Raw genomic sequence first — 14296 nt, 5'->3', positions numbered from 1 at the left:
AATTTACGGATGATTCGGTTCCGTTGTTTTTTTCTGATATTTGTCGGAGTTCCTTGTTTCGGACAAGGATTACCTAAAGAATTTATAAACGAAATTCAGACCGGAAAAGTTCCTAGTTTTCAGGAACTGCAAAGCAATTACGAACCGTCTGAAGGAACACTCTTGGATCGAAGCGGAGAGCATTTGCATCGATTAAGATTGGACCATACCGTTCGGCGTTTGGCTTGGACTCCTACCTCCGAAGTTCCCGAATCGTTTATTTTATCAATCCTTGCTCAAGAAGATAAGCGGTTTCCGCTCCATCGAGGAGTCGATTACAAGGCGATTTTGGGAGCCATTCGGGATCGAGTGTTTGGAGGAAAGAAAAGAGGCGCGAGTACGATTACTATGCAATTAGCGGGATTTCTTTTGGGATCAAAGCCCGGTCAAAGATCGTACTCAGAAAAATGGAATCAAATGATTTTAGCTTGGAAGATAGAGGAAAGATGGTCAAAGGCCGAGATCGCAGAATCTTATTTTAACCTGGTTCCGTTTAGAGGTGAGTTTGTAGGAATTCGGGCAGCATCGCGTGGAGTGTTTGGAGTCGACCCGTCATCCCTTTCTTCGGAAGAGGCGGTATTATTAGTTGCACTTCTTCCAAACCCGAATATTCGATCGTCAGAATGGGATCGGCGCGGGTGTTGGCTGTCGGAAGCAATAGGTTCAAAGAACTTATGCGAACCGTTAAAAGAAACGGTTGCTAATTTAAAGAAACGGAAAGTATTTTGGAATACCGAGTCTTCCTTAGCATATCATGCGGCGAGACGCATATTAGTTCATCGAGAGATAAACGGATATAAATCGGGAGCCGTTCGGTCAACGATAGATGCGCGAAGTCAGTTGGCAGCGGAAGAATCGATGAATCGAATTCTGTCCTCGATTCAAGAGCGCAATGTTAGAGAAGCGGGCATATTGGCGATTGAGAACCGGACCGGCGCGATTCTGATTTATCTGGGCAACTCCAAACTTTCGAAAGAAAATTACTTTGTGGACGCGATTCAAGCCAGACGACAGGCGGGATCGACTTTAAAACCTTTTTTATACGCTCTCGCTTTTGAAAAAAATTTACTCACTCCGGAATCAATTTTAACGGATCTGCCCCGGGAGTGGGAGTTGATCGGCGGCTCATATCGTCCTACGAATTACGAGGACAGATACTTCGGATCGGTTCCGGCAAGAATGGCCTTGGCTTCCTCCTTAAATATTCCGGCGGTGCAAGTGCTGGATTGGACAGGGGTTCCGGAATTTGTTTCTCGTTTGGGAGAATTAGGTTTTGATAAACTTCGTAATCCTGATTTCTACGGATTGTCTTTGGCTCTAGGCACCGCGGATATCACGTTATGGGAATTGGTGAACGCATACAGAACTTTATCAAACGAAGGGTATTGGAGTGAACCTACATTCGATCCGCAGGAAGCTTCAAAGAATACCGAGGCTTGGGGTAGGGAGCGTAATACTCGATTCAGAAAAGTTTATCCGAAAGAGATAACGCAAACGATCAAGGATATACTTTCCTCCCGAGACAATAGATCGCTTAGTTTCGGTTGGGAAAATCATTTATCCACCAAATTTTTCTCCTTTGCTAAGACCGGGACCTCTCAAGATATGCGGGACAATTGGTGCGTCGGTTCGAGCGGCAATTATACGGTGGGCGTTTGGGTAGGGAATATGGACGGGGAGCCGATGCGCGAGGTTAGCGGCGTTACCGGTGCGGCGCCTCTCTGGAAGGAAGTCATACAATCACTGGAAGAGATGCGGCCCTCCTCTAACCAAGAAGTCCATATGGCACGATCAAGTAACTCGAATATAAAGCGTTCGATAGGATTAGGAAATGCGGAAGCGCCTAAAATTCTTTACCCGGAAACCGGAAGTCTCTTTGCACTGGATCCCGAAATCCCTGAAGAGAATGAAAGGATTCGGTTTGAAGCGAGAACTAATTCGAAGCGGGTGGAATGGATTTTAAACGGTTCGGTATTGGAATCCGACTCTTCGAATATCTATGATTGGAAACCGAAACGGGGAAGCTTTATCCTGTCCGTCAGAATCAACGGGGCTCACATCTCCGACACCGTGGCATTTCAAGTTAGGTAGAAAGCATACCTGCGGGAACGGAAAAAATTCTTTTAGTAGGGAGTTCAAAGTCCAACTTAGGTATAGGAATATTGCATGACGATAGAAAGAAACCGTTCCGAAACCTACTTATTGTCTCCGGAATTGGAAGAAGCCGTTCGAGTCTCGGAAATTACTTCCCGTCCGCTTTTATTAAAGGGAGAGCCTGGAACCGGTAAGTCGCTACTTGCCGAGTATCTATCGGCAAAATTGAAACGCAGACTTTATACCTGGCACATCAAATCCACGTCCCAAGCTAAAGAAGGTCTTTACTTTTACGATGCAGTTTCGCGTTTGAACGACTCTAGGTTTACCGAAGACAAGGATAAGGTGCGGAATATAGAGAATTATATCCGACTAGGTGCGTTAGGCGAAGCTTTTGAATCGACAGACCCTGTCGTCGTCCTTATAGACGAAATCGATAAGGCGGATATCGAATTCCCGAACGATCTTCTTCTCGAATTGGACCGGATGGAATTCGTCGTTCAGGAAACAGGCCGTATAGTCAAGGCGGGTGTTCGTCCTTTGACAATTATCACTTCCAATAACGAAAAGGAATTGCCAGCAGCATTTTTAAGGAGATGTATTTTTCATTATATCGATTTTCCGGACCCCGCTTTTATGAGTGAAATCGTTAAATCCCATTTTCCTAAAGTAGATACGGAGCTTATCAAGAGGGCCCTGGAGGCATTCTACGTTATCCGAAGGATGGATGATATGAAGAAAAAACCTGGGACTAGCGAACTTTTAGATTGGATCCAAATACTGGTCCATATGGGAGCTAAACTTCCTGAGGAAGGAAATATTCCTTTCCTTGGTGCTCTGGTAAAGAACGAGGAAGATTTGCGGTTATTCCGATAAGGTATCGTTTTGTTTTTTCCATTTTTTTATAGACTCAAAGCCGCAGGTCTTCCGCTCTCCACGATCGAATTGCTCGATTTTCTACGCGCTATGGAAGGATTAACCGGTAGCAAACCTTATTTGACTTTGGAAGAGTTTTATCGCGTATCAAGACTTTGTTTAATCAAGGACGTTAAACACTATGATTCTTTCGATCAGATATTTTCAGAAATGTTCGGTGATCGAGGAGTGTTAAGAGAATCTCTTCGGCAGGAGATTTTGGATTGGCTTTCGAAAATATTCGATAATCCGAATAAACTTCCGCCGAGTTTAATTCCTCCCGAGAAACTTTGGGAAGAGTTTTTAGATCGCTTGAAAAATCAAAAAGGGGCGCACCACGGAGGCAATAAATGGATCGGTACTGGCGGTTCTTCTCCGTTCGGCCATAGCGGCGTCAATCCCGGCGGAATTCGAATCGGCGGGGAGGGTGGCGGCAAGTCGGCGATCTTTCAGGCCATGGAGAGACGTTACAAGGATTACCGTACTGACGAGCAGTTGGACGTACGCCAAATCAAAGTTGCCTTAAAAAGACTCCGAAATCTGAGAAAGGAAGGGATTCCGGAATTTCATCTCGTGAAGACGGTCGATGCTACTTGCCGAAATGCGGGTGACACCGAATTGATTTTTGAACGGACCAGAAAAAACGGAATCAAGGTATTACTGCTGATGGATACCGGCGGTAGCATGACTCCGCATGCCGATAGGGTAAGTAAACTCTTTTCGGCAAGTCATCAGATGAACCATTTTAAGGAATTCGGGTACTATTATTTTCACAATTCCGTATACGATTGCGTCTATCTAAAAGGTGATTTAAGGCATCCGATTCCGTTAAAATCGGTCTTTAAGAAGCATAAGGAAGATACAAAAGTAATCGTCGTAGGGGACGCATATATGGCTCCTTACGAATTGACGGATCCTGCTTACGGATTTTATCATTCGAGATTTAGGACCGATCATCGCCTTCCAGAAGAGCCGAAATCAGGGTTGGACAGCTTTAAGAAAATCAAAGATCATTTTCACGACAGTATTTGGATGAATCCGGAACCGAAGCGGTATTGGGACGCTCCAACAATATACGAACTCAAGAAAGTTTTTCCTATGTTTTTCCTGAGTGTGGACGAACTTGAAACAGGGATTCGTAAATTACTTAACCAATTATAATAATTGCATTAAGGTTTCAGCAGAAAGGAAAATTCGATTTCGACTTCCTCTTTCGCTTTTGCAAACAGCAAACTAGGCGGAGTAATCTGATACTCTCCCATTTTGATCTGAAATTTTCCGGAAACTTCGATCTGGCCATCGCTGGAAGAGATATTAGCCTTGGTCTTTACAGGTTTTGTTACACCGTTTATAGTTAGATTTCCGCTCACAAGCCAGCCTCCGTCCGTTATATCGATAGAAGTGGACGAAAATGAAACGCTCTGATTTTCGGGAAATCCAAGGCTCTCAATTATATGCGAATCGCGGTTTTCGTCACCGGATCTGAATTCCTTCAGAGGGGCTTCTATTTTTACAGCCTTAGGAAGTTGTATGCCATTCGCGCCGGTCGAATAGGTCGTCGGGGTAATATTAACTTCTCCGCAAACCCCGTTGACCGTCTTAAACGGATGGATAACCGTAAACTTTAAAGTCTTTTGAAAAATTTTTAAATCTGCGGATCTTAAACTTGAAGGGAAAGTAGGAACTAATAGCAGAAAAAGCGATACGATGCCGAAAATACGTCTCATGGATTGATCCTTAAAAATAGAAAGTTGCAATAGATATAGTAAAAGCCGCAAACCCGGTCCAGCCGACCACTTCCATTCGATGTGCTGCCCCCGGGCCTCCTTTCGGTATTTCTTGGCCAAGGAAAGGTAGTGCTAGCATTGCAGGAAGGTGGATCCAAATCATCGCCTTATGCGTGAAGATAGTAGTTAAGCCGGGCTCTCTCACCAAGGTATTGCTAGGCGCTAAAAAAGCTAGTCCGGCGGTCAGTGCATATAATGTAAAAGTGGTCCCAGCCAATGATTTATGCGTATTGCCTCCGGGATCTCCTGTCCAGGGAGAAGCATTCAGAATCAAGTTGTAAGCCGCTAAATTTTGTTGAGGATTAGATAGAAGAACGAAATCCGCAAATGGCTGGTATTCTCTATGCAGGTGCGATAACGCTCTCTCGCCGGCAAGGTTTGTAGCGAGCCAAAATCCCCAGGTAAGCAATCCTAATCCTTGGTGCCAGTTTAAGAAACTTCTTCGAAGTTCTAACCTATCTCTTTCTTTTTTTCGATCCGTGATCGAAGTTTCCGATCCGTTTACGGTTAAGGGAACTTCGCTGCGGATATTAGGAGAATAGTTTTGGTAGTTCGGGGTCAATGGGTTTCCACCTGTTAGTCGATAGGAATCGAAAAAGCCCGCATCCGTTCCGGTGGAATTAAAGGACTGACTTGCGATCGGAAAATTGAGGAGCAATAGAGTTAATAGAGATAAATACTTCGCTTTCATTCTAGTCTAAGTGTTGATCGTAACGATCGGCAACGTCAAGGAAAGTAAAAAAGATAACGTAAGAACGAACGCATAAAATATCGTAATGCGTTTAACGGAATTCATGGTAACTTTTTGGGAACTGTAGGTCACTATCTGGGAAGAGAATCGGACTCAATTTCCTTTACGTTCTCCGTCATATAGCATGTCCGGAAATCTCCAGTTATGCAAATCCGGTTCTTGCCGAAATTCATTATTTAACGAAAGGAAAATAAGAATCTCTTTCGCAACGACTTGCCTTTCTTACGACTCGAGCCGCGTCCTTTTTTTGCAAGAAAGGAATGGTAACTCGTCTTAAGCCAATATGCAGCCTCTTCAAAACGATCATATTCCCGTTCTTTTCTCTTAAATTCCCATCCGTGAATAATATTTCGGTTTTTACTTCGTCGGATCGGAAATAGGTGATGTAGAATTTCGTGATGAACTACGTGTTCCAAAACGAATTCAGGAATATCGGGATGATCAAGAGTAGGACTAATCCTTATCGTTAGAGCTTCCTTGTCGTACGTTCCGATTCGTCGTTCTCCTCTTCGAGGGGACCATTCGATCCGAACGTCGTCAAGATTTTGAGTAGGGAAAAATTTATTCGCAACATACGCAAAAACTAGGTCTAGATCGTAATGATTTCCCTTAGCAGGATATTTCTTAACTGGAGTTGCACGTTTGGGAATTCCGTTTAAATGCTCTTGAACAACAGTTTTCCAACTGGTTTCGACAGTTTGCTTCAATAAGCGAGAAATTAATAATCTGGCTAAACTTTCCGCCGTGACTAGATCAGTGTCTTTAAACGAGTCGTGCAATTTGCATGTAAGAATTCCGCTCTTAAATTGGAGAGAACTACTGCCGTTTCTATAAGGGTAGAATTTAAGTTCTATTCGGTTTAAAGGTGGGGACGGTCGCCTTGACTTTTGCGAAATGATGCTCCAGGTCTCGGAGAGTAGCGATTCCCAATCTTCAGGACGAATCATTTTAAGATCCGAAGAAATTTCGAATTCTTTTTCGGGCTTCCGTTTCCGTTTTAGGGTTATCGGAATGAATTTCGGCATGCGACGTTGTCGCATTATCGAGTTTAGGAAAGAAATTTCTATCTAAAATTTTATCGGATTCTTTCAATTCTTCGATGAAACGAGATAGGCGATTAAAATTGTGGCCGCTCCGAGAGGAGGAAGTTTGGGGGTAGGTAAGTGTCAAAGATTTTCTCGCCCGAGTAATCCCTACGTAAAATAATCTTCGCTCCTCCTCGATATTCTTTTCCCCTCTTCCGGACGGGAAGGATCCCTCCGTCACATTCAAAAGAAAAACCGTATCAAATTCCAAACCTTTGGAGGAATGGATGGTCGATAAAACAAGGACATCTTCATCCTCTTCCTCGGGAACCAATTTATCGAGACTCCGATTCGGTCCTTCCAAACTCATTTCCACCAAAAACTCGTGGAGAGTTTCGTATCTTTGAGAAAGAGTAAGAAAGGAATTTAAATCTTCCATTCTACGTTTCGGATCGTCATATTTTCTTTCCAGAAGCGGTTTATAAAATTCTAAAAAATTCTCCAAAGTTAATGTTAGATTGAAATCGGAGCGGTCGAGCAGATCGCTTAACATTTGCAAATCGGTAGTGGCCGCACCTTTTTGCAATAGACGGACTGCTTGCATATCACCGCCGGATTTACTCAGTTCGTTCAGTATGAGTTTCGCTTTGGCTGCGCCGATTCCTGGAAGAAGTAATAATATTCTAAGCCAAGAAACGGAATCCAATCGATTTTCTCTAATTCTGAGAAGAGAAAGAAAATCCTTTGCATGAGCGCTTTCTACAAATTTCTTTCCTCCGAATTTCTGATACGGTATATTTCTAGCATTTAAAACCAGCTCCAGTTGGTTGGAATTCCAGCCGGATCGAAATAATACCGCCATATTGCTGAGTGCGATTCCTTCCTCTCTTCTTTCCAAAATCCTATCGGCAATCCCTTCGGCCTCGTCCAACTCGTCCGGAAATCCGTGTAATGTAGGCTTGCGAAAATCCTCGTTTTTGGTGTACAGATATTTCTCATATTTTTCGGAGAAATTAAGTAGGACTCCGTTTGCAAGATTTAGAATCGAAGGAGTGCTTCGGTAATTTCTTTCCAGGAAAATCGTTTTCGTGTTCGGAAAAATTTTCGGAAAATCGAAGATTCCTTTAACATTTGCTCCCCTAAACGAGTAAATGCTCTGAGCGTCGTCGCCAACCACGAAAATATTTTCGTGTTCCGAAGCAAGCAGACAGGCTATATGGGCCTGCAACTTATTCGTATCTTGAAATTCGTCCACCATTATATATTTGTATTGTTCGGATAGCTTCTTCCTAATTCCATCATGGTCCGTCAGCAATTCGCGAGAAAATAACAGTAAATCGTCATAGTCCAATAATGAGCGCTCGCGCTTGTAAGATTTGTATTCGGAAAAAATATTTCGAATAGAATTTTCCTGATCCGAGAATTTGGGACTTTCGGTCTTTAAAAGATCCGGAAGATCCCTTCCGGTATTGATGGAAGTCGAGTAAAGTGATAATAATGTTTCGTTTGAAGGGAATCTAAGTTTTTGGGCGGCGTAATTTCCTTCCGCGCGAATCAGTTGAAAAACATCCACACAATCGGACTCGTCGAGTATGGAAAATTGAGGAGAGATACCTAAAACAGGGGCGTATTTTCTGAGAATATGACTCGCGAATGAATGGAATGTTCCCCCATTAACTTTGGAGCAACGTTTGTCCGAAATGGAAACGGCTCGAGTTAACATTTCGCGAGCCGCTTTTTTTGTGAATGTGAGAAGTAGAATATTTTCGGCGGAAACACCGTTGGATACTAATTTGGCCAAGCGGTGAACCAAAGTGTTGGTTTTTCCCGTACCTGCCCCAGCAATCAAAAGAACGGGGCCTTCCGTGGTCTCTACCGCTTCCTTTTGTTTTTCGTTTAAATCATCGAGAACGGTCATCGACGAATCAATGGTGGTGGTGTCCTCCCTCTCCATGAACGTGTCCGTGAGTGATCTCTTCGTCAGTTGCTTCGCGAGTATTTACAATCTGAACATCAAACACTAGATCGACTCCTGCTAAAGGATGGTTTCCATCGACTATAATACTTTCGCCCTTAATTTCCGTAATGGTGTATACTGTATCAGGTTCATCGGTTTGAAACATCATTCCGACTGTGAGTTCTTCATCCTGGGGAAATTGACTTTTGGGAACGTCGAAAACTAATTCCGGGTTCTTTTTACCGTAACCTCGATCAGCATCGACCGATATGACCTTTTTATCTCCCGTTTTGAGTTGTTTGATCTCTTCCTCTAAGCCCGCTATAATTTGCCCGACACCTTCGAGATAAGAGAGTGGGTGACTTCCTTCCGAAGAATCAATTAGGTTTCCCTGATTATCCTTTAAAGTATAGTGAAAAGTAACGACTCTAGGATTCATGAGATCAGACTCCATTTTCGGGTATTCCCCAGGATCGGGATAGGAAGGAAAGGTTCCGGCACCGTCTAATGGGGTAGTTTATTCATAGACGATTGATGGACAATCAGATTTTTCGTCCATTATCAAAAGTCGTACGAAATTTCTACTCCAAAGTTTTCAAAATCCTTGATGAATTGTTCAACTCGATTTGCCAAAAAGAACCAGGAATCACGGTGAATGATATCGCTTAGAAAGTTCAGGAAACGATTAGTACATCGAGCGGAGAAAACCGGATCTCCCGTGTAATTCAAGAGAATCGTATAGGAAAGATAGCGCAGAACTCTGTCCTGAGCCGGAAGTTCTTGTAACCCCGAAATATTCGGTTCTTGCAATATTAGTCGAACCTTGGAGTTGCCCTCCGTTACATATAGGTTATAATCCATTGAGTTGGGGACTCTTTCCGCTGAATAAACCTTCATTTTACCGGACCTATTAATTTCTATTCTAGACGGAAGCCTAAATCTGGAGTTTGTTAGGGAACAAAAACCGTTTTCCATTTAGCTACAGCCGCAGAAAAAGTCAACGGGAAAGACTGAAGATTGCCATCCATAAGCCATAAAATGTTGAAAGAAAGCGAATCTTGATGGAAGCGACTCGGGAATTCATTGTTAGTTCCTATCTTCTTTTGCCGTCTAAAGTCGGTCCGTCCAGATTTTCAAAACTAGGTCAATCGACGCTAGCGAATCTTCTTCGCGTTCAATTTAAAAATACTTGAAGATTATTCGAAGGAGAAATTTATAACTTGTTCTTCTTAAATACGGATCGAATGCAAAAGGATTTCAGTTTTTCGTTAAGGAAAAGTAGCGATTTGTGCCACCCTAGTTTAAGTAAAATCGAATGGATTGAAACGGGAAAAAGGACCGTTACTATTCGACTTACGAAAAACGAAACCATTTCCAAATAAATTCGACAAAGCGATCTCCATTGCATCGCTCATTAGAAATGGTTTCGACCTATCGTTTAGTTTTGCTCCACACCGATCCGAGTTGCAGCTAGATAACCTTCGAGCATCGCTCGTTTTGCGTCGATTCCGGAAGCGTCTTTTGCTCCGCCTACTAGGTAGCTAGGAATGGAAGGCCTATCTTTGCGGAACGATTCATAAAGTGAGGCGTCACTGACTTGACCTGCGCAGAGAATAATCGTATCGCATTCTAATGTCTTTTCGCCTTCCTTCTTGCTTTCGATGACCAATCCTTTTTCATTTACCTCTTTATATGTGAGGGAAGAAAGGAATTCCACACCTTTGGATTGAAGTTCTTGCAATAGTGCCCAAGAAGTAGTTTGTCCGAGTCCGGCTCCGACCTTTCCGTTTCGTCTTAGGATGGAAACTTTGCGGTCCGATTTTTCCGGTAGAATATGGGCTTGAGTATACGACCCCACATTGTAGCGGTGAAAATAGGAAGGAATATCGGGATCTTTCTCCTCGGTCAATCGATGAGCGACGTCTACGCCGATTCCTCCTCCTCCGATGATGGCGACGGATTTTCCCGGTTTAAAGGTTCCGTTTAAGAATTCCACGTAGCTGGCATGCGGTTTCTTTTCTAAGCCGGGTAGTTTCAGATCACGCGGTAAAACACCGGTCGCGAAGATAACTGCATCAGGTTTAAGAGAATCTAGGAGAGATAGGTCAGCTCGAGTGTTGAGTCGAATATTCACTCCGACCTTCGGCAATTCGTTTTTAAAATAGCGGACGGTTTCAAAAAATTCGAACTTACCTGGAATCGATGCCGCAAGGTTTAGTTGTCCTCCCAGTTTATCTGAAGCCTCCAGTAAAATGACTTCGTGACCCCTCAGTGCCGCCACTCTAGCCGACTCCATTCCTCCCGGACCGGAACCCACAACGACCACTTTTTGTTTTTTAGCCTGCGGTAATTTTTTCCATTCCATCTCTCGGTTGGCGGATGGATTCACTAAGCAGGATACCATTTCTTCCTTAAATGTGTGGTCTAAGCAAGCTTGGTTGCAGGCGACACAGGTATTTACCCTCTCGGTTTCATTCGCTTGGATTTTATTTACGATATCCGCATCGGCAAGAAAGGGACGTGCCATACTCACGATATCAGCTTCGTTTGCCGAGAGAACCTGAACGATGGTCTCGGGCATATTGATTCTGTTGGAAGCAATGATCGGAATTCCGGGAACGGCAGCCTTCACTTTTCCCGCAATCTTTGCCCAAGCGCCTCTCGGAACTAATTGTGAGATCGTCGGAATTCTAGATTCGTGCCAACCGATTCCGATATTCAAAGCGTCCGCACCTGCTGCTTTAAGCTCGTTTCCTAACGCAACGACCTCTTCAAACGTAGGATTTCCTGGGATTAGATCGATACCCGACATACGAACGATGATCGGATATCCGGCTCCAACCTGCTTTCGAACTTCCTTCATTACTTCTATTGCAAATCGTCTTCTATTTTCTGGAGAACCGCCGAATTCGTCCGTTCTCTTATTCGTTACTTCCGAAAAGAATTGGTTTACTAAATATCCTTCCGACGCCATGATTTCCACAGCTCGGAAGCCTACTTGTTTGGCTCGAAGAGCGGAAGATCCAAAATCTCGAATCGTTCTCCAAGCATCTTCGGTCGATAATTCTTTGGGGATAAATCGATTAATCGGCGCTCTTAAGGGAGAGGGCGCTACAAGCTCTCTGTGATAAGAATATCTGCCGGCATGAAAGAGTTGAGCGCAAAAAATTCCCTGCGGTTTTAGCGCCAAGGCAACTCGTTCTAGCTCTTTGCAATCTTCCTCTTTTTGAAAATCGAAAAAGATATTCGAGCCTTTTGCTTCCGCATTGACGGCGATTCCACCCGTAGTGATTAATCCGACCCCGCCTTCGAAACGTTTGCCGTAAAAGGCAGTCATTCGGTCCGCAGTTTGAGGTAGGCCTTCCAATCCTAAATGCATGGAGCCCATTATAATTCGATTCGGAATCGTTTCCGATCCTAATGATATCGGACGAAAAATGGAGGAGGTGTCTAAAGAAGACATAGGGACGTTCTCCTTACTCGTTCAAAAACAGAACGAGTGTTCTACTTATAGAATATTTAATTGCGCAAAAATCCCGCAACGGTTTTTCTTCCGCGAAAAACCTTACCGAACGTCATTTGTTAGGAGTTGCTGCGATTTGAAGGAATCTTAGCTTATTGAAAATCGATTTAAAGCGGAGATATAGGCTTGAGAGCAGGCTTCGATGATATCCGTCGAGCTTCCCTTACCGACTACTCGTTCTCCATGTCTTTCCAAAGTTACCGATGCTTCTGCCAATGCGTCCTGTCCTTCGGTTACCGGAGATATCACTAAACGAGATAGTTGCGCGTCGGATACCGTTGCTTTCTGAATAGCCTTAAATATGCAATCTACGGGACCGTCACCTGTCGCGGATTCCTCCTTAATATTCCCTCGAATGGAAAGTCGGATGCTTGCGGTAGGCGTACTTTTGGTTCCGGTCGTTACATGAAAACTTTCTAATACGTATTTGTCTTCGGACGATTTTCTGGATTCATCCGCGAAGAGCGCGCGAATATCTTCGTCGAAGACTTCCTTCTTACGATCGGCGATTTCTAAAAACCGAAGATAAGCCGCTTCCAATTCGTCGGCTTGGGGTTCGAAACCTAAACGAATAATTCTATCTTTAAAGCCGGCACGACCGCTATGCCGACCTAGCACCATCCTGTTTGAGTGGATTCCTACCGATTCGGGAGTCATGATTTCGTAGGTCTCGCGATTTTTTAAAACCCCGTCTTGATGAATTCCGGATTCGTGCGCAAAAGCGTTCGCGCCGACAATGGCTTTATTCGGTTGGACGACCATACCGGTTATGGTTTTTACTAAGTAAGAAGCTTTTGCAATTTCCTCGGTATGAATTCGAGTCTGGACTCCGAATGTATCCTTACGGGTGCGAAGGGACATGATAACTTCTTCCATAGCCGTGTTTCCGGCTCGCTCACCGATTCCGTTTACGGTGCATTCGACTTGGCGGGCTCCGTTTCGAATTGCAGAGAGGCTATTTGCGGTAGCCAATCCTAGGTCGTTGTGGCAGTGGGCGGAAAAAATCGCTTTTTCAGATCCTTTTACTTTCTGAATCAGAAATTGGAATAGATCTCCGTATTCATACGGGGTCGTATAGCCGACAGTATCGGGAATATTAATCGTAGTCGCACCGGCCTCGATAACCGCTTCACAGAGTTCCCGCAAGAATTCGCGTTCGGAACGGGTTGCATCCTCCGGTGAAAACTCGACGTCATCAACGAAATCTTTGCAAATTCTGACCGCTTCAACGGCCATCTTTAAAACCTCGGAAGGATCTTTTCCGAGTTTGAATTTCATGTGAATGGGAGAGGAAGCTATGAATGTATGAATCCTTCGTTTTTTAGCGGGTCGAACCGCTTTCGCCGCAGCCTCTATGTCTCCGCGCATGGCGCGGGCCAATGCCGCGATAACCGGACCTTCCACTTCCCTGGAGATTCTTTCCACAGCTTGGAACTGGACTGGAGAAGAGACAGGAAATCCGGCTTCGATCACATCTATATTCATATGAGCTAAATGAAGTGCGATCTCGATTTTTTCGTTTTCGCTCATTGCAGCTCCGGGGCATTGCTCTCCATCTCTTAAAGTTGTATCAAAGATGCGTACGTAATCCAGATTAGGGTTCATGCCGTTCTCGTTTCCTTGGTTCCAAAATTCTCTTCCAAATCCAGCCGTAAACCCATTTAATCGAGTGCGGATTGCCTTAAATCCTCGTAAATTAGACAAAGGCTAATATGAATTCGCCTGAATTCTATGCTTCCAGCTTTCGAGCCTCCGATTGTATAGAGGCGTCCTCTTTATATGCCGATCTTTTCCGGGGTGAGGTCCTTATTGCAAAACTAGGACATGCAGAAGTTTTATTTTCGAAGAATAATTTGGTCATATTTAGCCGTGATACTGATGAATGTCCGGTTTCCATTGGCACCTTAATCTGGAAGATTTCTCGACTTCAGTATTCGGAATTCTCTTCTGATTTGCTCAAACGGGGTTTTTTACTGGAAACGAATTTAGACTCTTACGTCTCTTTTTTAGATCCCTGGGGAAATCGAATATGGCTGTATTTTGCGGAATAACGGTTCCAGATTAGGGTGCAGGAGCTCCTACAAAATCTAAACAAGAAAGAGATGGACTTAATCCCGTAATTCTGATACCGAGACGAAAGCTGGGAGCGTGGGTACCACCGATCCGGCCCCCACCCAGACGGGTGGGGAATACAAAAACTCCGAC

At 44.1% G+C, this 14296-nt stretch carries 11 protein-coding genes; 3 read left to right on the top strand and 8 right to left on the bottom strand.

Features of this window, described 5'->3' with window-relative positions; all coding sequences use genetic code 11:
- Positions 1–9 precede the first annotated feature (9 nt).
- From pbpC to LEP1GSC050_RS18355, 3 genes are all read left to right on the top strand, one after another.
- Entirely contained in the window at positions 10–2130 is a 2121-nt protein-coding gene (gene pbpC / locus LEP1GSC050_RS18365; protein WP_010569818.1) for a penicillin-binding protein 1C, read from the top strand.
- A gap of 75 nt (positions 2131–2205) precedes the next feature.
- On the top strand, positions 2206–3009 hold the full coding sequence (locus LEP1GSC050_RS18360) for an AAA family ATPase (protein ID WP_010569817.1): 804 nt from the start codon (positions 2206–2208) through the stop codon (positions 3007–3009).
- A gap of 9 nt (positions 3010–3018) precedes the next feature.
- Entirely contained in the window at positions 3019–4209 is a 1191-nt protein-coding gene (locus LEP1GSC050_RS18355) for a hypothetical protein (protein ID WP_010569816.1), read from the top strand.
- Positions 4210–4217: 8 nt separating this feature from the next.
- On the opposite strand, the gene LEP1GSC050_RS18350 is transcribed toward LEP1GSC050_RS18355, so the two are convergent.
- The 8 genes from LEP1GSC050_RS18350 to LEP1GSC050_RS18315 all read right to left on the bottom strand — a co-directional run bounded on the left by LEP1GSC050_RS18350 (position 4218) and on the right by LEP1GSC050_RS18315 (position 13696).
- Positions 4218–4775, bottom strand: a complete 558-nt coding sequence (locus LEP1GSC050_RS18350; RefSeq protein ID WP_020987862.1) for a YceI family protein — start codon at positions 4773–4775, stop codon at positions 4218–4220.
- A 10-nt stretch (positions 4776–4785) separates the two neighbouring features.
- On the bottom strand, positions 4786–5526 hold the full coding sequence (locus tag LEP1GSC050_RS18345; protein WP_010569814.1) for a hypothetical protein: 741 nt from the start codon (positions 5524–5526) through the stop codon (positions 4786–4788).
- Positions 5527–5762: 236 nt separating this feature from the next.
- Positions 5763–6533 (bottom strand): SprT-like domain-containing protein, encoded by a 771-nt coding sequence (locus LEP1GSC050_RS18340; RefSeq protein ID WP_020987821.1) that lies wholly within the window; start codon positions 6531–6533, stop codon positions 5763–5765.
- Between the two features lies 1 nt (position 6534).
- On the bottom strand, positions 6535–8529 hold the full coding sequence (locus LEP1GSC050_RS18335) for an ATP-dependent helicase (protein WP_010569812.1): 1995 nt from the start codon (positions 8527–8529) through the stop codon (positions 6535–6537).
- Between the two features lie 7 nt (positions 8530–8536).
- A complete protein-coding gene (locus LEP1GSC050_RS18330; RefSeq protein ID WP_010419665.1) occupies positions 8537–9007 on the bottom strand; it encodes an FKBP-type peptidyl-prolyl cis-trans isomerase in 471 nt (156 codons plus the stop codon).
- A 122-nt stretch (positions 9008–9129) separates the two neighbouring features.
- Complete coding sequence (locus LEP1GSC050_RS18325; RefSeq protein ID WP_040911980.1) at positions 9130–9465, bottom strand: LIC14007 family protein; 336 nt, start codon at positions 9463–9465, stop codon at positions 9130–9132.
- Between the two features lie 541 nt (positions 9466–10006).
- The gene (locus LEP1GSC050_RS18320; protein WP_010569809.1) at positions 10007–12031 is read right to left on the bottom strand and encodes an oxidoreductase; all 2025 of its coding nucleotides are present in this window, start codon (positions 12029–12031) and stop codon (positions 10007–10009) included.
- Positions 12032–12178: 147 nt separating this feature from the next.
- Positions 12179–13696 carry a 2-isopropylmalate synthase gene (locus tag LEP1GSC050_RS18315; protein ID WP_040911979.1) on the bottom strand — a complete coding sequence of 506 codons (1518 nt, stop codon included), beginning with the start codon at positions 13694–13696 and terminating at the stop codon, positions 12179–12181.
- Positions 13697–14296: the final 600 nt, after the last annotated feature.

Origin of the sequence: Leptospira broomii serovar Hurstbridge str. 5399, assembly GCF_000243715.2 — a bacterium.
Lineage (GTDB): Bacteria > Spirochaetota > Leptospiria > Leptospirales > Leptospiraceae > Leptospira_B > Leptospira_B broomii.
The sequence above is the reverse complement of the archived record's forward strand: the minus strand, read 5'-3'. Positions and strand labels throughout refer to the sequence as shown.